Raw genomic sequence first — 20,423 nt, forward strand, 5'->3', positions numbered from 1 at the left:
ACCGCCGGGGCCCGCGCGCTTTGTGTCCTTTTTTTATATTTTCTCCGTGTACTTGGTGGGGTTGGTGTGTTTTTTGTTTTAAAAAAACCCCTCCACCCACCCCCCACCTCCGCACGAAGATACGCAAAGTCCCCAAATCAGTCACCTTGGGCTGATGCTTTGTCCTTTGTGGACACGCGGGGCCACGCTGACCCTCTTCGGCAAGCTCGCTCCTGCCATCCAGGCCATCACGCCATATTTGCCTTACCCCTCAATAGACCCTCTTTGCCACTCACGACCCCCTGGCGAAACCGTGCATACTACCCAAACCAGACACTTGCGGCTCGAAAAGTGTCCCTTGTGGACAACCGAAGGAAGTGCGGGCACAAGACAGCACCTAGGCTGCGGCACAACGGAGACGCTCGCGAGCCTCGTCTTCCGACAGTGAGGTGATGGGCTGCCCGGCCGCGTGCTGGAACTTGGCGTCGTATGCCCTGGTCCACAAGCCCGCCGCCCAAGCGCGCTGACCTTCGTCGGCACTGAGGTCCCGGCCACGCGCGTCGCCATACGCGACGAGGAACCGCTGCGTGTCCTCGACGGTGGCCAAGGTGTCCGCATCGACGGTCGAGTACAGCGCGGCCGCGAAACCCACCAGGATGTCTTCGCACTCGGCGATCACGCTGTCCCAGTCGTGCACCACCAGCAGCGTGTCGTCGCTCCAGCGCAGGTTGCCGGCAAGCCAGTCGCAGTGGCCGATCACCACGTCTGATCCGCCGGCCCGCAGCCGGTCCCGGGCACGACGCCCGGCTTCGTCGATCCACTCCGCGCCGGGGACCTCGTCGAGGTCGACGTCAGAGTCCTCCGAGCGGGGCCACAGCCCGCCTTCGGCGTGATCCCAGGCCGCCCACGACGGGACCGGGACGAGCGCGGCCACCTCATCAGGACCGGGCGCCAGCCGGATCAGCCGCGCGAACGCCTTCGCGAAAACTGAGGCTGCCCGGTCCGCGCTCGGCAGCGCAGCGCCGCCAGGGACATGAACCTCCGCGGTCGCGACGTCGCCGCCGAAAGGAGCCGCGCCGGTGAGCGGCCGCGGGCAGGGATAGCCGGCCTCGAACAGGCGGCGCTGGACTTCGACGCACGCCGCCATCCGCGGCGTGTCCGGACGAACCTTGACCACGACCTCACGATCATCGGCCAGCCGGAGCCCGATGACGGCGGAAAGATGCCCGGACCTGAACATCTCCTCCACCGGCGGACTGCCCAGATGCTCCCGGCACCACCGGATGAGCTCGTCAGGATCGACCGCGTGAGCACGAAGTGACATCCAAGGATCCTGCCAGACGCACCCTCCGCGGCCGATGGTGAGCCTGCGCGCCACCGGTTTCCGTCTGACCACCGCGCCGCGCGAGGCGAGACCACCGACATCGCCACCTTCCCACGACCCGAAACACTCACGCTCCGGCGAGATCGCGGATACTGATGTTGTCGTGGTACACGACGCGGGTCGGTACGTCCCCGTTCCCGATACTCTGCCCAGGACGGTAGAGACCCCATTTGAGATAGCCGAATTCCGTCGGGTTCTCGGGATGGAAGGTCTGCACATTCTCGTAGGTCTTCTTCAGGGTGAAATCCTTCTCGCCGGGCATCTTGCCGGAGATCCGGTAATAACCGGTTTTGTCGTCCGCCCACCGGACGTCCACCCGGAAGGTCATCCACTTGCCGGCATGGGGCCGGAAATCGTCGACGATGTCGGCCTGCAGCCCGAGTGTCGGCGACCGGAAGCAGACACTGTTGCGCTTGGCCATCAGGTAGAAGGACGGGAAGTTCCCGCCGGCGTGCTTGCCCTGGAAGATGATGTCGCCGCTTTCCGAACCTCCCGGCTCATAGGTCTTCCAGTCCTTCAGAAGGACGTCGAACTCGTACCGGCGTGCGTCGCCGACATGGAAGATCCCTTGGGGGACGGCGTTCGTGGCACTTTCACTGCGCGGCGCCCCGTCGGATTCGTATCCGGGATCGCCGAGCGTGACCTTGTGCTCGACGGCGTGATCGGCTCCGGACGCGACGATCGACGACGCGTCCGGCGCGGTGGCGTGGGTCGTGGTCAGCTCGGGGATACCGGAATTGAGGCTGCCGTCCTGGTAGCGGATGTCGAGCAGCGCGGAATCGTGTTCCTGGACCGCCTCGGCGGAATTCAGGAACGCCGCGGCCAGAATACCTGCCAGCGCGAGGGCGCCGGAGGAACGCATCACTGTTCGCATGTCGATGTCACTACTCCTTCGAGTCGTCGATCCGTACGAGGTTGCGGCCGCGCAGGGTGTAGAGGTGGCCGGATTCGTCGTTGGTGAGGTGGGCGCCGCTGTACCAGCCGCCGTCGATGTCGGGCACCACGGTGGTGACGGCGAAAGTGCGGGGATCGAACCGGAACACGGTCGTGTCGGATACCCCGTACACCGCACCACGATTGGTCACCATGGCGGCGAAGCCGGTGCAGACCGCGCTGACATCCGCGCGGTGCACGAGGGCGCGCCGGGAAAGGTCGATGACGAACAAGCCGCCTTTGCGGGACAGGCCGTAGAGGTATCGCCCCTCGATCGCCAGCGCGGCCACGCCCGCGGACTGCCGCGGATCGATCCGCCAGAGTTCCTTGCCCTGTAAGGGATCAAAGGCGACGACCGTACTACGCGGCCCGGTGGCGAGCGCGTTGTCGCCACCGAGGTACGCCACGCCGTCCTTGCTCGCGAGGCCGCGCACGCACTGCATCTCGTCGATCGGGTTGACGAAGCACCGGGAACGGCCGTCCTCCGGCCGGTACGTCCACAGGGAACCGCCGCCCTCGGTGTCGGACTGCACGCCGGCGAGCACGAGGCCGTTCTTCCGGTCGAGCGCGACGTCCAGGGGCCGGTTCTGCCCGGAAGGGAAACCGGCGACCTGCCGGAGTGGTCTGCCGTCGTGGGGGTCGTAGCGCCAGATGCCCTGCGAGTTGTACTGGCCGGTGTACAGGACTCCATTGTGGACGACGGCGTCCTTGGCCTCACCTGGCGCGCGCAGGTCGACGACCTCACCCGAGCGCAGGGAGCGCCGGGCCACCGTGCCGGTCCCGCCGGCGTAGACGTAACCGCCACCGGCGGCGAGGCCCATCACGAGCTGAGCGGCTTCGGGGGCACCTGCTTCGGCGAGGTCGACGACCGCCGACGTCCCCGCGCCCGGGTCTATCTCCGCCACGAAACCGAAGGCCGAGGTGACGACGATCTTGCCGTCGCGGCTGTCGACGCCCCAGATCTCGCCCAGTCCCGGCCCGTCGAATTCGACGGGAGAAATGGTGCCTGCCGGCCTGTCGTATTCGAGGAGGCCGTCGTCGGAGGCGAAATAGATCGCGTCGCCGATAGCCGTGAACGACTTGGCGACCGTTCCGGACGAGACCGCGACGGAGTAAGAGGACAGGTCCTCCAGATCCATCACGGCGACCTTCGCGGAGTTCGTGGACGCGGCGGAGCCGACGACGAGCCGACCGTCGATGACGGCCAGGTCGCGGATGCTCGGGTCGGTCGTCATCTCCGCCGGGGTGACCGAGGTGAACGTGCCACCGGACCGGTCATAGGCGTACAAGGTGGCCCTGCCGGTCTCGCCGCCGCCGTTGAAAGTGGTGCCCGCGCCGAAGAACACCGTCTTTTCGGTCGCCGCGACGGCTCGCGCGAGGGTGCCCGCCGGGCCCGGTGTCCCCACGTCGCGAACCGAGAGGGTCTTCGGGTCGCATTCCCAGAGAGCCGGAGCGGTGGTGGAGCCGCCTCCCACCGCGTACACGAAACCGTCGGGAGCGACGGTGAGCGCACGGACGTCGCGGTCGCCGATACGGCCGAGAGGCTCGGCGGGGACGCCGGGTGTGGTCAGGTCCCAGCGGTAGAGGTTGGGCCGGTCTCCGCCGGACTTCTGGAGTACTCCCGCGTAGAGGTACCTGCCGGTTGGGTCGGCCGCGAGGGCCTGGACGGAATAGCCGTTGCCGAGATCGCTCTGAGCCACGACCTTGCCGGTCGGCAGGTGGAGTGCGATAAGGCGCACGGGGTCGATGTTCCGTGAACCGATGTACACGGTGTCGCCGACCAGGACGGCGCTCATGAGCGAGAACCGGACCACGGCGGGTCCGAGATCGGTGATCCTGACCGGACCGGGTGCGGCTGCCTCGGCAGGCCGTCCTGCCAGGCCGAGGGCCACGGCCAGCCCGGCCGCACCTCCGGCCCGCAGCACGTGCCGCCTGCTGATCTTGGAGTTGAGCACGACTTTCTCCGGTTTCTGCGGAGTCCGTTGGGAGGGGGCGAGCGGTGACGCACCGGGAGGGCGGCCCGCGCGGGTTTCCGGCCGTCATGCCTGTACCGCCAGGGCTTGCGCGGTCACCGGGGAGACCGGTGGCAGGCCCGCCGCGTAGCGCTCGAGTTCGGTGATGGCCGCGGCGGACATCGTTCTGGTCTCCGAGCCGAGGGAGCCCGCGATATGCGGGGTGAGGAGCACGTTCGGGAGGTCGTACAGGGGGCTGGTGGCCGGCAGTGGTTCGGGATCGGTCACGTCGAGGATGGCGTGCAGCCCCGCTGCGCACGCGGCTTCGAGTGCGGCGTGGTCGATAACCTCGCCTCTCGCGGTGTTGACGAGCACCGAGTCCACGGGCAGCGCCGCCAGTTCGGCGGCCCCGATCAGATGGCGGGTTCCCGGCAGTGCCGGCGCGTGCAGGCTCAGCACATCGGCTTGGGGCAAGGCTTCCGTCAGCGACGCCGGTTCGGCTCCCGCCGCGATGATCTCGGCCGGGTCGACCACCGGGTCGACGACGAGCACCCTCGCGAGTCCGAGGTCGCGGAGCAGCCGGGTGACTCGCCTGCCGATCCGGGAGAAGCCGACCAGGACGACCGTGCGGTCCCGGCCACTGAGCTCTCCCCTGCGGTCCACGTACGACCAATCCTCGCGGAAGCGGCGAGCGTCCGCGGCGAGGAAGGGCACCTTCTTGAACGCCCACAAGACGGCGGCGAGCGTGTACCAGGCGACGGGTTCGGCGTTGGCGTCGGCGGCCGTCGTCACCAAGAGGCCGCGGTCGAACGCGGCGGCGGGCACGTGACCGCGTACGGAGCCCGCCGCATGCAGGACCGCGCGCAGCCGAGGCGCGGCGCGCAGCACCGGTTCGTCCAGCATCGGACAGCCCCACGACGTGATCAGTACCTCGGTCTCGGCGAGGCGCGCGCGGACTCGCTCGGAATTCAGTTCCTCGGCCGCGACCGGCTCCCCCAGGGCGGCGACGGCGCGCAGCCGGGCCATCTCCTCCGGGCCGAACTGCAGCTCCCGCGTCCGGCGGTTCATCAGCAGCAGCGTTTCCGGTTTCCGGACAGCGGTCGTCATTTCACGCTCCCCGCGGCCAGCCCGCTGCGCCACTGTCGCTGCAGCACGATGAAGCCCACGACCAGCGGGATCACCGCGAGCAGGGATCCGGTGATCACCAGCGGGTTGTAGTCGGGGAACTGGGGTGCGCGAGTGCCCCACAGGTGGATGCCGAGCGTCATCGGGAACAGCTCGGGATCGGTGAGCATCACCAGCGGCAGGAAGAAGTTGTTCCAGATGCCGACGAACTGGAACAGCAGGATGGTCACGAAACCGGGCAGCATCACCGGCAGAGAGATCCGGAAGAAGGTACGCAGTTCGCCGGCCCCGTCGAGCCTCGCCGCCTCCAGCATCTCGTCCGGGACGGACGCCTCGGCGAAGGTCCGCGCGAGGTAGACGCCGAACGGGTTGGTGAGCAACGGGATGAACACTCCCCAGAAGGTGTTCACCACGTGCAGCTCCGACGCGAGCAGGTACAGCGGCAGGGCGAGCGCGGTGGGCGGCACCAGAACCCCGGCCAGGGTCACCGCGAACAACGCCCGCCGCCCGGGAAAGTCGAGTTTGGCGATCGCGTAACCGCAGGCGGTGCAGATCAGCGCGCCGAGGAACGCCCCGACCCCGGCGTAGAGCACGGAATTCCGGATCCAGTGCAGGAAAACGCCGTCCTCCTTGGCGAAGAGGTCGCCGAGGTTGGTCCACAGGTTCCAGTCCGCGAACTCGAAGGCACCGGTGGTGGAGAAATCGCCGACGGATTTGGTCGACGAGGTCGCCAGCCACACCAAGGGCAGCACGCTGTAGAGCGCGGCGAGCAACAGGATGCCGTGGACGGCGCCCCGCGAGGTCCACCCCGAGGTGCGGGAGCGACGCGGCGTGACTTTCGGTGCTGTGGTGGACGCGGTCACCGTGACCTCCGGGCGGACAGGCGCATGACCACCGCGGAAAGCAGGGCAGAGGCGATGGCGAGCAGGATGGACGCGGCGGCGGCACGCCCGTAGTCGTTGCTGATGAAGGCCGCTTCGTAGATGTAGAGACTCGGTGTCCAGGTACTGGTGACCGCACCGCTGAAAGTGCGCAGTACCAAGGGTTCGGTGAACAGCTGCAGCGAACCGATCGTGGTGAACACGAGCGCGACGAAGATCGTCGGCCGGATCATCGGGACCTTGATGGACAGTGCGGTGCGGATCGGGCCGGCGCCGTCGGCGCGGGCCGCTTCGAGCACATCGCGAGGCACGGCCTGCAGAGCGGTGTAGAAGATGATCACGTTGTAGCCCAGCCATTGCCAGGTGGCCATGTTGACGATCGAGGGCAGCACACCACCGTCACCGAGCGGATCGAACGGCAGGATGTCGTTCAGCGGGCCGATTCCCGGGCTGTAGAGGTAGCCCCAGATCAGACCGGCGATCACCCCGGGGACCGCGTGCGGCAGGAAGACGGCCAGCGACCAGATCCGCCGCAACCGCACAGCTGCGGAATCCAGCAGCAGCGCGATGATCAGCGCACCGGCGAACATCAGCGGGATGTGCAGGAGCGCGTACTCGGCCACATTGCCGACGCTGTCGAGGAAAGCGGGATCACCGAGCACCGAGGCGAAGTTGCCGAAGCCGGTGAACACCTGACGGAAGCCGTCGAACCCGAGTCCGGAGAGGCGATCGGTGAACAGGCTGAGATAGAAGGCGTACCCGATGGGCACGAGCACGGTGCAGAGCAGCAGGACCGCGAACGGCGCGGCCAAGGCGAGGCCGGAAAGTCGTCTCCGGCTCGCGGGCCTCGGCCGCGCCACCGGTCCGGCGGCGGGTGCGGATGTCTCGGTCAGAATCGTCGCCATGCTCAGGCCCCGTTCGTTACGGCCAGGCCACGCTCACGCATGGTGGACACCGCGGTGGCCTGGAGGTGATGCATCGCCGCCGGCATCGTGGTCGCCCCGGTGGGCACCGGTCCCAGTGCGTCGGCGGCGGCGGAGAAGACACTGAGCGCGTTGGGCCCCCAGGTCCAGTCGGGGACCCGGGTCGCCGCCGCGTCCATCACGTCGTACACCGAGCCGCCGGTGAAGAAGGCGCCGTCGTAGGCTTCCCTGGCCACGCGCCGGCTGGAAACGTAGGCGGGAGAAGGGAAAGTCACCTTCGCGCCGATACGCGGAACCGCGGGATCGGTGCTCAGCCAGCGCAAGAACGTCAGCGCCGCCTCGGGTGCCTTGCTCTCGGCGGAGACCCCGAAGGCGGACCCGCCCTGCACGCCGTTGGACTGCTCGCCGCCCCAGGTGGGCATCGGCGCCACGGCCCAGCGACCGGTGTCCTTCGGCAGGGACTTCTTCACCATGCCGACGCTCCAGGTCGCGCCGAGCAGCCCCCACAGCCGGCCGTCGTGCATGGCGGCGGTCCAGCTCTGCGTTCCGGTGCCGGTGCCGGCGACCAGGTCGGAGCCGATCAGGTCCTGCCAGTAGTCGGCGGTCCGCAGGGTGCCCGGTCCGTCGATGCCGACCTGCCAGGCGTCGCCCGCGATCCGCCACCACGGATCCCTTGCCTGCCAGCACATTCCGGCGAGGAACGCGCCGTCGTTGAGCGGGAAGGTGGTGATCCGCGCGGACGGGGCGGCCTGGCGGACGGCCGAGGCGGCGTTCCGGAATTCCGCCCAGGTGCGGGGCACCGCTATCCCCGCACGGTCGAAGAGATCCTTGCGATAGAAGAAGACCATCGGGCAGAAGTCCATCGGCAGGGCCCAGGTGCGTCCGTCCGGACGGACGCTCCGCCAAGCGGCGGGCAGGAACCCACCGGCGAGATCGGCGACGTCGCCGGTCAGCTCGCGCAGGCCGCCCGTCGTCAGGATCTGCGGCAACGCCTGGTACTCCGTGTGCAGAATGTCCGGGGCGTTGTGCGCGCGGATGGCGTTGGTCAGCTGCGCGTAGCCGCCCGAGATCCCGGGAGCGATCACGCTCAGCTCGACGTGGACCTCGCGCTGGGCGGCGTTGAAGGCGGCGACGTACTTGTCCATTCCGGTCAGCCAGGACCACAGGCGCACCCGGGTGGCTCCGGAGGCCGGGCTCGCGCAACCGGCGAGCGCGCCGCCGGTGAGGAGCGCGGCACCGAGGCCGGCCGAGGTCCGCAGCAGCGACCTCCGCGACAAGTGCGCGCCGGGTGGGGTACCGAACACCTTGAGCTCCTTTCACACGGCGATGTGTCCGCACACTTCAGCTCCCGGGAAGGCCCAGGTCAACAACAAGGAAACAAAACGATCAGAATCGATAGGAAACGAAGATGGCGGTACCACCCTGACATCGCTCTCACCCGGGGACAACTCCCCGAACAGGGCAGAGATACGCTAGAAAGGGGCGCGACCAAACGAAACGAAACGATCATCGAGACGGCGAAAGGGCTGCCATGAGACTGGCGTCGGAGCGGCAGGAACTCATCCTCGCCGCCGTCCGGGAGCGGGGCACCGTGCCGCTGGCCGACCTCGTCACGAGTCTCGGGGTGACCGCGGTGACGATCCGGCGCGACGTGACGACGTTGGCCGATCGAGGTCTGGTGACGCGCGTGCACGGCGGGGTCACGCTGCCGCGCCGAGGTCAGCCGCCCGAGCAACGCGGCGCCGGCGTCTCCCGGCTGCCCGGTCAGGCGCTGGTGGGCATGGTGGTCCCCACCGTCGAGTTCTATTGGCCGTCGATCATCCAGGGCGCCCAGTCGACCATCGCCGCCGCGGGCGGACGGCTGGCTCTGCGCGCTTCGGCGTACGACGCGGCGGAAGACCGGCGGCAGGTCACCGCACTTCTCGACCGCGGTGCGCGGACGCTGCTCATCGCCCCCACCAACACCGGCGACGCCGGCCTGGACCTGCTGCGCTGGCTCGGCGGCCTCTCCATTCCGGTCCTGCTGGTCGAGCGTCTCCCGCCGCCGGAACTGCCCACCCTGCCGCTCGACGCGGCGACCACGGCGCACAGCCTCGGCGCGGGTCTGGCCGTGCGACACCTCGTCTCGCTCGGCCACCACCGGATCGCCTTCGTCACCGCGCGCTTCAGCCCCACGACCCGGGCCTTGCGCGAAGGCTGGCGGGAGACCACCGCCTCGCTCGGGCTGCCCGGCCAGGACGAATTCGAAGTGCCCGCCTACGGCTCCCCCGGCTGGGCCGACGCCTACGACGCCGTACTGCGACGCTGTCGCGACGCGGGAGTCACCGCCCTGTTCGCGCATTCCGACAGCGAGGCCATCGGGCTGACCGAATGCGCCCGCGACCGGGGCCTCACCGTTCCCGGCGACCTCGCCGTCGTCTCCTACGACGACGAGGTCGCCGCGGCGGCCGACCCGCCCTTGACCGCCGTCCGTCCGCCGAAGAACCGGCTCGGCGCGGTCGCGGCCGAAATGGCACTGGCCCGCATGGCCGACCCGGCCGAACGCCCGGTCCACCGCGTGCAACTGTGGCCCACCCTGGTCGTCCGCGCCTCCTGCGGGGCGCCCGGCACCGAAAGGTCCGAACCGTGATCGTGCCGGGACTGGTGTCGGTGACCTTGCGCCGGCACAGCGTCGACGAAGTCGCCGGCCTCGCCGCCGAGTCGGGTTTGCGCGCGATCCAGTGGGGCGGTGACGTCCACGTGCCCGTCGGTGACCACGCCGCCGCCCGGCTGGCGGCGGCCCGATGTTCACGCGAAGGCCTCGAAATCGAGGGTTACGGCTCCTACTACGTGGCCGGCGGCAGCGATCCCGGCGCGTTCTCCGACGTCGTGCGGACGGCACTCGCGCTGGGAGCGCCGCGCATCCGGGTGTGGGCGGGTTCCGCGGGATCCGCGGATGTCTCCCCCGCCGTCAGGACCGCGATCGCCGGCGACCTGCGCCGCTGCGCCGACGCCGCCGCGCGCCACGGCCTGACCGTCGCCGTCGAGTACCACCCGGACACCCTGACCGATACGCCGGCCTCGGCGCGGCTGCTGACGGACCAGGTCGATCACGAAGCATTCGAATCGTACTGGCAGCCAGGACCCGGCCCGGACGTTCGCGAGAGCCACGCCGAAGTGGTGAGCCTGTTGCCCCGGCTCGTGGGAGTGCACGTGTTCTCCTGGGGGCCGGGCGGCTTCACCGATCGGCTCGCCCTGGCCGACCACGAACCGTTGTGGCGAAAGGTTTTCAGCGAGCTGAGCACCGACGGCGGCAGGCGGCACGCGCTCCTGGAATTCGTCCAGGACGACGCACCGCGAAACCTCCACCGCGACGCGGCGACTTTGCTGACCTGGCTGGGCTCCTGAGCGAGATTCCGCGCCGGGAGCACGTCTCGTGGTTCGCCTGCAGCGCGAGCGCGGTGAATCCTCACTATCCACTATGGACTGACAGGGGTGATCCCCTTCGGCCACTGCCCGAGGTCACGCAGGACGGTCAGGAAGGCTTGTTCGGCCGGTGCGAGCAGGCGGTCGCGACGGTGCCCCGCGACGATGACGCGAGCGGGTGGCGCCGGGTCGACCGGGACGACGGCCAGCCTTCCGTCGGCGATCTCCTGCACCACGGTGTGTTCCGAGGTCAACGAGATGCCCATCCCGGCGCGCACCGCCTGTTTGACCGTCTCGGTGCCCCACATTTCGACCAGCGTCACCTCGTCGAGGCGCCAGGCGGTCAGGGCGTTCGCCTGCATCCGGCGGGTCGAGGATCCCTTCTCCCGCATGATGAAACGCTCCTTGGCCAGGTCTCCGGGAGGCACGGTCCGGCCTGCCAGGCGATGGTCGGGCGGTACGATGATCACCGGCTGGTCGGTCAGGATCGGCTCGTGCCGGATGGCCGTCGTGTCGGGTTCTCCGGCGAACACGGCGAGGCCGATCTCGCCCTCGATCAGCTTGTCCGCGACCTGTCCGGCGTTGCCGACGAACAGGCCGCAGTCGATCTCGACGTGGTCCCGCTGGAAGGTGGCCAGTAGTTGCGGCAGCAGGTAGGTACCGACCGTGCTGCTGCCGCCGATGTGCAGCCGTCCGCGGCCGAGACCCTGCACCTGACGTACGGCGGTGACCGCCTCGTCGGCGAGCAGGAACAGCCTTCGGGCGTACTCGGCCAGCGCCTCGCCCTCGGCGGTGGGCGTGGCGTAGGCGCCCGACCGGTCGACCAGGGCCGCGCCGAGGGAGGACTCGAGCTGGCGCACCTGGTTGGAGACCGAGGGCTGGCTCATGTACAGCTTCGCCGCGGCCGCGGAGAACCCGCCGTATTCGATCACCTGGAGAAAGATCCACAACCGGTGAAAGTTCAGCTTCTCCATGGCGGGTACCCGACTTTCTCTTGACCGGCCCTCAGTTCAGTACGAGATACAGGCCGAGCGCCACTCAGTGTAGAAATCCCACACCTGCGGCGAGCATTCCGGCGGGCCGAACTGCGAGGCCTTCGTACCCATGTGCGGCAGGTGCGCGTACGCGCCGACGCCCGGCCGGTTGACGTGGAGCATGCCCGCCTCGAGCCGTTCCAGTGCCTCGAACATCCGGGCGGGGTCACGGGTGAACACGGTGCCGGACATGCCGTACTCGACCGAGTTGGCGATGCGGATGGCGTCGTCGAACCCGTCGCAATCGATCACCGACAGCACCGGTCCGAAGATCTCCTCACGGGCGATCTCGCTGTCCCAGGGCACATCGCGCAGTACGGTCGGGTGGACGTAGTAGCCATCCGGCAGGCCTTCGGTGGCCCGCGTCCCGCCGCACACCACCTTGGCGCCGCCCGCCGCGGCCTGTTCGACCGCGGCCAGACAGGCGGTCAGCCGTTCCGCGGCGACCACCGGGCCGATGTCGCTGGCCGGGTCGGTGCCGGGGCCGACCTTCATCGCCGCGGCCCGTCCGGTCAGCCGGTGCAGCAGTTCGTCGCGGACGGCGATGTCGACGACCACCCGGCTGGTGGCGCTGCAGCGCTGCCCGGACTGACCGAACGCGCCGTGCACGATCGCGTCCGTGGCCTTGTCCAGGTCCGCGTCGTCGAGGACGAGCAACGCGTTCTTGCCGCCGAGTTCGAGCTGGGTGCGCAGCAGCCGGGGCGCGCCCGCCCGCTGGATCGCCAAGCCGACCGGCAGCGAACCGGTGAACGAGATACCCGTGACCCGCGGATCGGCCACCAAGGCCTCGCCGACCGGCCGGTCTCCCTGCGCCAGGTTCAGTACGCCGGCCGGAACGCCCGCGTCGTGGAAGGCCTGCACCAGGAGCGCGGCGGTCAGCGGCGTCAGCGGTGACGGCTTGAGCACGGCGGTGCATCCGGCGAGCAGCGCGGGGGCGACCTTCCACATCGGGATCGCCAGCGGGAAGTTCCACGGCGTGATCAGCCCGACCACGCCGATCGGGCGCCGGAAGGTCATGGCCAGTGTGCGTGGCTCCTCGGCGGGAGTGGTGACGCCGTTGAGCCGGCGCGCCTCGCCGATCGTGAAGTCCAGGATGGCCAGCGCGCGATCCACCTCACCGCGCGCCTCGCCGAGCCGTTTGCCCTGTTCACGGGTGATGACGGCGGCGACCTCGGCACGCCGCTGGGCCAGCAGCTCCCCTGCTCGCCGCAGGATTTCCGCGCGGGCGATCGGGCCGCGGTCGCGCCATCCGGGCAAGGCGTTCTCGGCCGCCTCGACGGCCACCTCGGCGTCCGGGCCGCCGGATTCGGCGAAGTCGCCGATGTGATCGGACACGTCCGCCGGATTGATGTCGAGCCGGGTCTGGTCGCTCTCCGCGGCATGCCAGTGGCCGGCGGTGAAGTTGCCGAAGTGGGCGGGGTCGACTGCGTGCATGCCGGTCACTTCCTTGTCGTCTCGGGGGTGAGCATCACCCGCGGTGGTCGTTCGTCGACGGCGTGGGCGACGGCGTCGGTGATCCTGTCCAGGCCGTAGGAGCCGGTGACGAAGCTCCCGAACAGGGCCCGGTCGGCGTACCGATCGAGGAACCGCACCGCCTCGACGAGGTCGGGTGCGGCGTAGTTGTGCACTCCGGTGATGCTCAGCAGCCGTCGCACCAGGTTCTCCGGCACCAGATCGAGGCCGGGGGTCGGGAACACCGAGCCGACCAGGCCCAGCCGTCCGCCGATGGCCAGCAGGCCGAGGTCGGCGTGGACGGCGGCGTTGCTGCCGCTGAAATCGAGCGCCACCGCGACGCCCTCACCCGCCGTCCGGTCGAGTACGAGCGTCCGGATCGCGGCCGGGCCGGCACTGTGGGCGCCGAGCGTGGCGGCCAGGCGGCGCCGATCGAGGTCGACGTCGCAGGCGTACACCTCGCTCACGCCGATCGACCGCAGATAGCTGATCGCGGTGAGGCCCAGCATCCCGCAGCCCGACACGAGCACCGTGTCGTGGCCGGCGACACCCACCTGCCGGACCGCGCTGACCACGGTCGCCGTGGCGCAGTTGGCGGGCGCGACCAGCGCGTCGGGCAGTCCGGCCGGGACCGTGACGACGCCGGTACCGGCCAGCAGGTGGCAGTGCGTGGCCAGGCCACCGTTGAGTGCCCACTCGCCGGACATCTTGGCGTGCCCGTACTTGCGCACGGCCACGCACTTCTGCGGGAAGCCCCGCCGACACCGTGCGCAGTGGCCGCAGGACGTCCCGATGGTCCAGGTGACCCGGCTGCCGGGTACGAGGGGCGCCCCGTCCTCGGCGAGGACGTCGCTTCCGGTGGCCACCACCTCGCCCGCCATCTCGTGGCCGAGCACGGTCGGGACGTCGGTGTCCCGGTCACCGGCGATGGTGTGCAGATCGCTGCCGCACAGGGTCACCGCGGTCGTGCGGACCAGTACCTCGCCTTCGGCCAGGTCCGGCAGCGGGACCTCGGCGAGTTCGAAGCCGGCGCCGGGTCCGTGCCAGACGGCGGCTGTCGCGGATGTCATCAGTGGGGTCCCTTCCGCTACCGGCGGATCGCCGCGGCGAAGGCCGCGCTCGTGGCGCAGCAGATGGCGACGACGATGAAGACCAGGCTGGTGTCGCCGGAGGAGTCGATCAAAGAACCGATCAGCGGCTCGCCGAAGCCCGCGAACAGGTAGGCGAAGAAGTTCACGACACCGGTCGCGGTCCCGGCCCGCCGGGCGCCGACGAGATCCGGGCACAGCGCCCAGAAAGATGCCTGCGGGCCGTAGACGAAGAACCCGGTGAAGAACAGGAGGACGATCGCCATCGTGGTCGCACCGCTGGGCAACGCGTGCATACCGAGCGCACACAGTCCGCCGACCAGCATGAACAGCATGATGGGCAGGCCGCGGCGGGAACCGAAGAGCCGGTCGGAGATCTGGCCGTTGACCAGCGCGCCCACCGCCATGCCGATCGGCAGGGCCACCGTGATCCACAAAGGACTGACGCCACCGTCGCCTGCGGTCTTCCAGTTCGAGCCGAGGAAATGCACCGGCACCCAGACCAGCAGGCCGTAGCGAGCGGCGTTCTGGAAACCGATGGAGACGCCGGTGATCCAGATCTTCGGATGTTTCAACACGGCCAGGTAACGGGTGCGCGAGCTCTCCGGCGCGTCTTTCACGCCGGCGCCATGGGTTTCCGGGGTGGCGAGGTCCGTCGCCGTGTCCGGCTCGACCGGCGCGGGCAGGCCGCGCTCGGCGGGCGTGTTCCGTGCGACGAGCCAGAACACCAGGCCGCCGAACAGCATCAGCAGCACCGGGATCCGGAACAGCCAGCGCCAGTCCAGTTCGAGCACGTCGAGGGTGACGACCGAAGTCGCGTAGGCCACGACCGATCCGGTGCCGGCGGCGAAGACGTAGAAGCCGAAGGTCTTGCCGCGCTCGCTGTGCGGCCACCAGTTCGAGAGCACCCTGCCCCCGGCGGCCCAGCCCATCGACTGGACGAATCCGTTGACACCCCACGGGATCGCGATGGCGGCCAGGGAATGGCCGAAACCGACGACCCAGTTGACGACGGTCGACCCGATCGCGCCGAGCGTCATGATCTTGCGCCCGCCGAGCTTGTCGGCGAGGTTTCCGTTGATGGCCTGTCCGACCGCGTAGCTCCACAGCATGGCCGTGCTCACCCAGCCCAGCGTGGCCTTGCCGATACCGAGTTCTTTCTGGATGTCGGGGATGGCGAACCCGAAGGTCTGCCTGCCGGTGTAGAAGAACAGATAGCAGAACATCGTCGCGAGCAGCACCGCCCACTGAGCCCGGCGTAGCCGTCGGTCCGGTGTTCGCCGGTCGTCCCGGATGTCCGCGAAGGGTTTCGACATCTCGACCTCAAGTATGACTGGGAGTCGCCACTACGGCGTCTCGGCGAAAGTGGTGGCGACCCAGTAGGCGTCGAAATTGCGCAGCCGATGCCCGGCGGGAAGAGCACGGACGTCCCGGTTCACGACGAACGGGACGTTCTGTTCGGACAGACCCCCGTGTGAGCGCAGCGGCTCCTTGAGCGCGGACAGATCGTGCCGGTCCGGCGTGGTGCCCAGCGCGGTGCCCTGGTCCCCGATCACCACCAGGTCGCCCATCCGGTCGGCGGGTAGTTCGAACCGGGCCGCGGCGGTGTCGATGTCCAGCGCCAGTTCGACGCCGGGCTGTCGTGACAGCCGCGCGAGCAGGCCGCCGGCTTCGGCGGGTTCGTCCAGATAGATCGTGGCGAAGGAGCCGAGGGCGCCGTGGTGCACGGTGTAGGGGTCGGTGATCGGCAGCACGACCCGCGCGTGCCCGGCACCGAGCCACTCGTCGAGCAGCCCCTGCAGGTAGACCACCCGCGGTTCGCCGTCGGCGGCCGACTTCGCGTTCATCCCGTGGTCGGCGGTGACCACCAGGACGCAGCCGAGGTTGTCGAGCTTTTCGCAGTACGCGTCGAGCATGGCGTAGAACGCGTTCGCCGTCGCCGAACCGGGTGCGTGCTTGTGCTGCACGTAGTCGGTCAGCGACAGGTACATCAAATCGGGGCGCCGATCCCGCAGCAGCGCGACTCCGCCGGCCATCACCAGTTCGCTCAGTTCGGCGCTGTAGACCGACGGCTGTTCCATACCGAGCATGTCCAGCACCCCGGAAATGCCGTGTTCGGCCACGGTCGCCTTGCTCGCGAATTCCGCCGAAAAGCAGATCCCGCCGTCGAGGCCCGATCCCAGCAGCCTCCGGAGCTTGTCCTTGGCGGTGATCACGGCGACCTTCGCGCCCTGTGCGGAGTACTCGGCGAACAGCGTCCGTACCCGCAGCCACTTCGGGTCGTTCATCATGACTTCCTCGCCGCTGTCACGGTCGAAGAAGTAGTTCCCGCCGATACCGTGCACCGCGGGCGGCACACCGGTGGCGATGGACAGGTTGTTGGGGTTGGTGAACGACGGCATGGCGCAGGTCGCCGACAGCGAATTACCACTCGCCAAAAGCTTTTCGAAGAAAGGCATAACCCCTGCTTCGATCGCTTTCTCGTGGTACGCGGGTTCACTCCCGTCGACACAGACAACGACAACCGGTTCGGCCGTTCCGGCGTATTCGCGCCCGTTCAGCTGAATGTGCGGAAGTGCCATTTTTCCGGCTCCTCAGGTTCCTCTTCTGCTGTGACGTGATCTGTATAACAGTGCCCGGATGACACCGGAACCGAGCGTCTGGTTATCGGTGACATAACCGCGAATACGATCATTCGGCGAACAGTTTTCAAAGGGCGAGTGAATGGCGGGCATAGCGACATCGCGGGTTCACGCGCGGCGAGCGGGGTGGTCACCATCGATCCCAGCCGCCCGTCCTCCTCCGGGGCGGCGCAGTCTCGGAGAGGAACGACATCGTGCGACGACGCACCCCACTCGCGCTGGCGGCCACGGCGCTCGCGGCAGCAACCGTCCTGGCGCCGCCCTCGCCCGAACCGGCCCAAGCGGCGGCCCGCCCCCAGAAGGTGGTCGTGTTCGGCATCGACGGCCTGGTGTTCAGCAAGACCGCCCCGCTCAAGACCCCGAATCTGGACGCGCTGGTCGCGGCCGGCCGGTTCAGTGAGACCTGGCTGCCCGCCAACCCGATGGCGCCCACGCTGTCCGGCCCCGGCTGGGCCACCATCGCGACCGGCGTCTGGCCGGACAAGCACAAGGTGCTCAGCAACAACTGGGGCGAGGCCACCGACCTGGCGCGGTACCCCGACTTCCTCACCAGGATCGAGCGCGAGAACAGCGCCAAGAAGACCTTCGCCATCGCCGATTGGCCACCGCTGACCACCACCGCGGTCGGCCCGCCGATCTTCTCCGACGAGATCGACACCAAGGTCAGCGTGGACGGATCGCTGCCGGTGGCCGAGGGCGACGCGCAGATCGCCGCCAAGGCCGCCGACCACCTGAAGAACTCCGGCCCGGACGCGTCGTTCGTGTACTTCCACGCCGTCGACAGCGCCGGTCACACCTGCGGCACCGAGAAGGACTGCTATCGCACGGCCATCGAGCAGACCGACGTCAATCTGGGCGAAGTGGTCAACGCGATCAAGGCAAGGGAAAGCTACGCCGACGAAGACTGGACGTTCATCGTCACCACCGACCACGGCCACGTACCGGCCGGCGGGCACGGCGGATCCAGCCCGGAAGAGCGGCGCTCGTTCATCCTCGAGACAGGCCCCGGTATCCCGCACACCACGTCGAAGATCAAGGCGAAGAACGTGGACATCGCCCGTACCGTGCTGGAACTCCACGGAATCACCCCGGAACCGGCGTGGAACCTGGACGGTCGCCGGCTCGGCGCGTCCACCCATGACCCGTTCGACACAGTGATCGACGACCTCAAGCCGAGGACGGACGAGACCGGGATCCCCGCCGACGTGCTCGGCTGGACGCGGACTCCGCCCACCGGGTGGAGCGTCGACAATTCCCGGATGGGCACCGGCGGAATGACCGAATGGCGGGGCTGGTCGTTCACCACCGACGAATTCTGGACGAAGACCCAGCGCGACCAGTGGCGGGAATCCAATGTCCGGGCCCGCGGCGTTTTCGCCGTCGCCGACTCGGACGAATGGTCCGACAAGACGCACAGCGGCCTGTACGACACCACTCTCACCTCCCCGAAATACGATGTCGAGGGCAGGTCCGCGGCGAAGATCGCCTTCCAATCGCATTACCGCAAGGAAGGACAGGAGACCGCGACCGTGACGGTGTCTTTCGACGGCGGCGCCCAGCATGAGGTACTTCGCTACCCCGGCGACGTGATCGCCAAAGCCGAAAGTGTCCGGGTGACGGTTCCGCCGGGCGCGAAGTCGATGGTGGTCCGGTGGCGGTTGTCCAACGGTGACAACGACTTCTATTGGGCCATCGACGATCCCCAGGTCTACCCGGGCTGACCCGGCACCGACCACGAGGCGGCCGCGTCACGCAGGCGCGCGCCGCCTGCTTCCCGCTTATGCTGCTCGAGCGGAGGTGCGGGCAGATGGCCATCCGCAGTGCGCCGCATACCGACCGCCGAAGGAGCGCCATGACACAGCCGTCCGCGTGGAGCCGTTTCTGGAACAGCGGCGGATGGTGGAAGCCGTTCATTCTCGCGGTCGCCTATGTCGCGGTCTTCCAGGGCATCAGCCTGCTCATCGGCCTGCTGTTCGGCGTTTTCGTCGACACCGAGAACCTGTTCAGCAGCGCGCGAAGCGTGTTCTTCGGGCTCGCACTGCCCGTGATCGCCGGCTCCGCGCTCCTGCTGCTGTTCGCGCGATCGATCGGGTGGCGGGCACCGACTACACCACGATCGGCATCGGCACCGTACTCGTCACCTACCTCGCCGGGCTGTTCATCGGCCTCTCCGAAGAACTGCTCACCCGCGGCCTCGTGGTGAACCTGCTGCGACGGAGCGGACACGGCGAACTGACGGTGATGCTGCTGTCGTCACTGATCTTCGCGCTGCTCCACTCCACGAACATCTTCACCGGCCAGCCCGTCCTCACGGTGCTCGTGACGATGGCGTTCACCTTCGTCTTCGGCGTCGCGATGTACCTGACGCTGCGAGTGACCGGCAACCTCATCTGGCCCGTCCTGCTGCACGCCCTCACCGACCCCTCGACCTTCCTCGCCACCGGTGGCATCGACACCGAGGCACCCGCGACCGCGCACCCGACGGTCGCGCTCGCGGGACTGTCGGTGTGGGTTTTCGTCATCCTCACCGTCATCGCGCTGTTCCTCGTCCGCGACCGCGCCGCCTCGGGTTCTCGCGAAGCCGTGCGGTGAAGACCTTCAGGCCCTCTGACCAGGCCTGTCCGTCGCCGTTCGGGGGCCTGGACCAGCGACGCCGCGTTCACGGCGAACTGACCCGGCGTTCGATCCCGTCAAGGATCATGTCGAGCCCGTGTTCGAAGCCATTGTCGGGCGCCTCGCCGTAGCGGGTGCCGACGGCCTGCTCCACCCGCGCGCGCAGACGAGGGAACCGCATCGCGATGGCACACCATCGCCTTCGCGGGCTCAGCCGCGATCCTGGTCCTGCTCACGCTCAAGTGAAATCAAGCCACAGGAGACGAGCCTGCCGGCACCGTCCGGATCCAGGCGGACCGAAAGGTCGGGATGTCAGCCGGGTTCTTGTCTCTCGGTCGCCGACTTCTCCAGGCCGGGCTCGGCAGGCAGCTCCATCGCCGAGGCACAGTCCACCCGCCCCATCGACGACAACGCCGTCGACAACCTGCTGGACATGTTCATGGCCGCCTACCGCACCCGGTGAACAACGGCTCTGCCCACAAAATCCGCGGTGCTCCTGTCCAATGAGGACGTCGGGTACGCCGTCCACGGCAGATGTTCGTCCTGTGTGGACGATGCGGTCAGCCGGTATCTCGTCGACTTGACGATTCCCGCTGCACCACCGGTCCCCTGTGATGCTGGGCTCGTGAAAGTGGTCGACCGGCTCGCCGAGGTGCTCCTGGCCGGATTCGTCGCGACGGTGCTGTTCGGGCTGTTCCCCGCGACCGGTGTCGCGCTCGCGGTCGTCGCGCACACCGCGGGGACCCGGGGCGGAAGTGGCCGCTGTTCGGCGTCGCGGCGCTGCTGCCCGCCGCGGTCGTGCCGCTCACCCAGCCCGCCTTTCGCTCGCAGTACATCCTCGTGGTGATCGCCGTTTCGACGGTGTCCTGCCTCGTCCTGCCGGCGCGATACAGGCGCAGCAGGCCACGCTGGTGGTGGCGTCGCGCGATGCCGGTCTCGACGTGGCGTTCGACTGGCGAGGCTCCGCGGTTGAACACGCCTCTGATCTCTGTTAGGAAAGGCTCCTAACTAA

General features: G+C 68.7%; 20 protein-coding genes. 6 read left to right on the forward strand and 14 right to left on the reverse strand.

The features are described from left to right. Nucleotides 1-376 precede the first annotated feature (376 nt). The 7 genes from ACIRGA_RS16260 to ACIRGA_RS16290 all read right to left on the reverse strand — a co-directional run bounded on the left by ACIRGA_RS16260 (nt 377) and on the right by ACIRGA_RS16290 (nt 8,481). Nucleotides 377-1,303: a hypothetical protein gene (locus tag ACIRGA_RS16260; RefSeq protein ID WP_400941697.1), complete on the reverse strand. Its 927-nt coding sequence runs from the start codon at nt 1,301-1,303 to the stop codon at nt 377-379. Nucleotides 1,304-1,430: 127 nt separating this feature from the next. Further along, the gene (locus ACIRGA_RS16265; RefSeq protein ID WP_400941699.1) at nt 1,431-2,237 is read right to left on the reverse strand and encodes a heparin lyase I family protein; all 807 of its coding nucleotides are present in this window, start codon (nt 2,235-2,237) and stop codon (nt 1,431-1,433) included. Between the two features lie 10 nt (nt 2,238-2,247). After that, on the reverse strand, nt 2,248-4,251 hold the full coding sequence (locus tag ACIRGA_RS16270) for a PQQ-binding-like beta-propeller repeat protein (protein ID WP_400941702.1): 2,004 nt from the start codon (nt 4,249-4,251) through the stop codon (nt 2,248-2,250). Between the two features lie 84 nt (nt 4,252-4,335). Next, nucleotides 4,336-5,355, reverse strand: a complete 1,020-nt coding sequence (locus tag ACIRGA_RS16275) for a hydroxyacid dehydrogenase (RefSeq protein WP_400941704.1) — start codon at nt 5,353-5,355, stop codon at nt 4,336-4,338. Continuing rightward, nucleotides 5,352-6,152 carry a carbohydrate ABC transporter permease gene (locus ACIRGA_RS16280; protein WP_400941766.1) on the reverse strand — a complete coding sequence of 267 codons (801 nt, stop codon included), beginning with the start codon at nt 6,150-6,152 and terminating at the stop codon, nt 5,352-5,354. The genes ACIRGA_RS16275 and ACIRGA_RS16280 overlap by 4 nt, the downstream gene beginning before the upstream one ends. An 80-nt stretch (nt 6,153-6,232) precedes the next feature. Next, nucleotides 6,233-7,159 (reverse strand): carbohydrate ABC transporter permease, encoded by a 927-nt coding sequence (locus ACIRGA_RS16285; protein ID WP_400941707.1) that lies wholly within the window; start codon nt 7,157-7,159, stop codon nt 6,233-6,235. 2 nt (nt 7,160-7,161) lie between these two features. Beyond that, nucleotides 7,162-8,481: an ABC transporter substrate-binding protein gene (locus tag ACIRGA_RS16290; RefSeq protein ID WP_400941710.1), complete on the reverse strand. Its 1,320-nt coding sequence runs from the start codon at nt 8,479-8,481 to the stop codon at nt 7,162-7,164. Between the two features lie 227 nt (nt 8,482-8,708). On the opposite strand from ACIRGA_RS16290, the gene ACIRGA_RS16295 reads away from it, so the two are divergent. Together ACIRGA_RS16295 and ACIRGA_RS16300 are read left to right on the forward strand one after the other, a co-directional pair. Continuing rightward, nucleotides 8,709-9,806, forward strand: a complete 1,098-nt coding sequence (locus tag ACIRGA_RS16295) for a substrate-binding domain-containing protein (RefSeq protein ID WP_400941712.1) — start codon at nt 8,709-8,711, stop codon at nt 9,804-9,806. Then, nucleotides 9,803-10,564 (forward strand): sugar phosphate isomerase/epimerase family protein, encoded by a 762-nt coding sequence (locus tag ACIRGA_RS16300; RefSeq protein WP_400941714.1) that lies wholly within the window; start codon nt 9,803-9,805, stop codon nt 10,562-10,564. The genes ACIRGA_RS16295 and ACIRGA_RS16300 overlap by 4 nt, the downstream gene beginning before the upstream one ends. A gap of 71 nt (nt 10,565-10,635) precedes the next feature. On the opposite strand, the gene ACIRGA_RS16305 is transcribed toward ACIRGA_RS16300, so the two are convergent. From ACIRGA_RS16305 to phnA, 5 genes are read right to left on the reverse strand one after another with little or no spacing between them, the layout of a single operon-like run. Further along, nucleotides 10,636-11,556 carry a LysR substrate-binding domain-containing protein gene (locus ACIRGA_RS16305; RefSeq protein ID WP_400941717.1) on the reverse strand — a complete coding sequence of 307 codons (921 nt, stop codon included), beginning with the start codon at nt 11,554-11,556 and terminating at the stop codon, nt 10,636-10,638. Between the two features lie 36 nt (nt 11,557-11,592). Continuing rightward, nucleotides 11,593-13,050 (reverse strand): aldehyde dehydrogenase family protein, encoded by a 1,458-nt coding sequence (locus ACIRGA_RS16310; RefSeq protein WP_400941719.1) that lies wholly within the window; start codon nt 13,048-13,050, stop codon nt 11,593-11,595. 5 nt (nt 13,051-13,055) lie between these two features. Beyond that, entirely contained in the window at nt 13,056-14,138 is a 1,083-nt protein-coding gene (locus ACIRGA_RS16315; protein ID WP_400941722.1) for a zinc-binding dehydrogenase, read from the reverse strand. A gap of 17 nt (nt 14,139-14,155) precedes the next feature. Next, complete coding sequence (locus ACIRGA_RS16320) at nt 14,156-15,472, reverse strand: MFS transporter (protein WP_400941725.1); 1,317 nt, start codon at nt 15,470-15,472, stop codon at nt 14,156-14,158. A 30-nt stretch (nt 15,473-15,502) separates the two neighbouring features. Further along, the gene (gene phnA, locus ACIRGA_RS16325) at nt 15,503-16,738 is read right to left on the reverse strand and encodes a phosphonoacetate hydrolase (RefSeq protein ID WP_400941727.1); all 1,236 of its coding nucleotides are present in this window, start codon (nt 16,736-16,738) and stop codon (nt 15,503-15,505) included. A 254-nt stretch (nt 16,739-16,992) separates the two neighbouring features. Here phnA and ACIRGA_RS16330 point away from each other — a divergent pair, with 254 nt between their 5' ends. The 3 genes from ACIRGA_RS16330 (at nt 16,993) to ACIRGA_RS16340 (ending at nt 19,390) form a co-directional block, all read left to right on the forward strand. Next, nucleotides 16,993-18,519 carry an alkaline phosphatase family protein gene (locus ACIRGA_RS16330; RefSeq protein WP_400941730.1) on the forward strand — a complete coding sequence of 509 codons (1,527 nt, stop codon included), beginning with the start codon at nt 16,993-16,995 and terminating at the stop codon, nt 18,517-18,519. A gap of 131 nt (nt 18,520-18,650) precedes the next feature. Next, complete coding sequence (locus ACIRGA_RS16335; RefSeq protein WP_400941733.1) at nt 18,651-19,001, forward strand: hypothetical protein; 351 nt, start codon at nt 18,651-18,653, stop codon at nt 18,999-19,001. After that, the gene (locus ACIRGA_RS16340) at nt 18,890-19,390 is read left to right on the forward strand and encodes a CPBP family intramembrane glutamic endopeptidase (protein ID WP_400941736.1); all 501 of its coding nucleotides are present in this window, start codon (nt 18,890-18,892) and stop codon (nt 19,388-19,390) included. Before ACIRGA_RS16335 ends, ACIRGA_RS16340 begins: the two co-directional genes overlap by 112 nt. A gap of 67 nt (nt 19,391-19,457) precedes the next feature. Here the strand turns inward: ACIRGA_RS16340 and ACIRGA_RS16345 are convergent, their stop codons facing one another. Then, nucleotides 19,458-19,592, reverse strand: a complete 135-nt coding sequence (locus ACIRGA_RS16345; RefSeq protein WP_400941738.1) for a hypothetical protein — start codon at nt 19,590-19,592, stop codon at nt 19,458-19,460. A gap of 131 nt (nt 19,593-19,723) precedes the next feature. After that, nucleotides 19,724-19,846: a hypothetical protein gene (locus ACIRGA_RS16350; RefSeq protein WP_400941740.1), complete on the reverse strand. Its 123-nt coding sequence runs from the start codon at nt 19,844-19,846 to the stop codon at nt 19,724-19,726. Nucleotides 19,847-20,036: 190 nt separating this feature from the next. On the opposite strand from ACIRGA_RS16350, the gene ACIRGA_RS16355 reads away from it, so the two are divergent. Next, complete coding sequence (locus ACIRGA_RS16355) at nt 20,037-20,258, forward strand: hypothetical protein (RefSeq protein WP_400941743.1); 222 nt, start codon at nt 20,037-20,039, stop codon at nt 20,256-20,258. The last annotated feature ends 165 nt before the right edge of the window (nt 20,259-20,423 follow it).

It is taken from the genome of Amycolatopsis sp. NPDC102389 (assembly GCF_044765885.1).
Classification (GTDB): domain Bacteria; phylum Actinomycetota; class Actinomycetes; order Mycobacteriales; family Pseudonocardiaceae; genus Amycolatopsis.

Coding starts and splice junctions, on each gene's coding strand:
- ACIRGA_RS16295 (WP_400941712.1), top strand. CDS start 8,709: ATGAGACTGGCGTCGGAGCGGCAGGAACTCATCCTCGCCGCCGTCCGG.
- ACIRGA_RS16350 (WP_400941740.1), bottom strand. CDS start 19,846: ATGTCCAGCAGGTTGTCGACGGCGTTGTCGTCGATGGGGCGGGTGGAC.
- ACIRGA_RS16335 (WP_400941733.1), top strand. CDS start 18,651: ATGACACAGCCGTCCGCGTGGAGCCGTTTCTGGAACAGCGGCGGATGG.
- ACIRGA_RS16315 (WP_400941722.1), bottom strand. CDS start 14,138: ATGACATCCGCGACAGCCGCCGTCTGGCACGGACCCGGCGCCGGCTTC.
- ACIRGA_RS16285 (WP_400941707.1), bottom strand. CDS start 7,159: ATGGCGACGATTCTGACCGAGACATCCGCACCCGCCGCCGGACCGGTG.
- ACIRGA_RS16305 (WP_400941717.1), bottom strand. CDS start 11,556: ATGGAGAAGCTGAACTTTCACCGGTTGTGGATCTTTCTCCAGGTGATC.
- ACIRGA_RS16310 (WP_400941719.1), bottom strand. CDS start 13,050: ATGCACGCAGTCGACCCCGCCCACTTCGGCAACTTCACCGCCGGCCAC.
- ACIRGA_RS16260 (WP_400941697.1), bottom strand. CDS start 1,303: ATGTCACTTCGTGCTCACGCGGTCGATCCTGACGAGCTCATCCGGTGG.
- ACIRGA_RS16275 (WP_400941704.1), bottom strand. CDS start 5,355: ATGACGACCGCTGTCCGGAAACCGGAAACGCTGCTGCTGATGAACCGC.
- phnA (WP_400941727.1), bottom strand. CDS start 16,738: ATGGCACTTCCGCACATTCAGCTGAACGGGCGCGAATACGCCGGAACG.
- ACIRGA_RS16320 (WP_400941725.1), bottom strand. CDS start 15,472: ATGTCGAAACCCTTCGCGGACATCCGGGACGACCGGCGAACACCGGAC.
- ACIRGA_RS16345 (WP_400941738.1), bottom strand. CDS start 19,592: ATGCGGTTCCCTCGTCTGCGCGCGCGGGTGGAGCAGGCCGTCGGCACC.
- ACIRGA_RS16265 (WP_400941699.1), bottom strand. CDS start 2,237: ATGCGAACAGTGATGCGTTCCTCCGGCGCCCTCGCGCTGGCAGGTATT.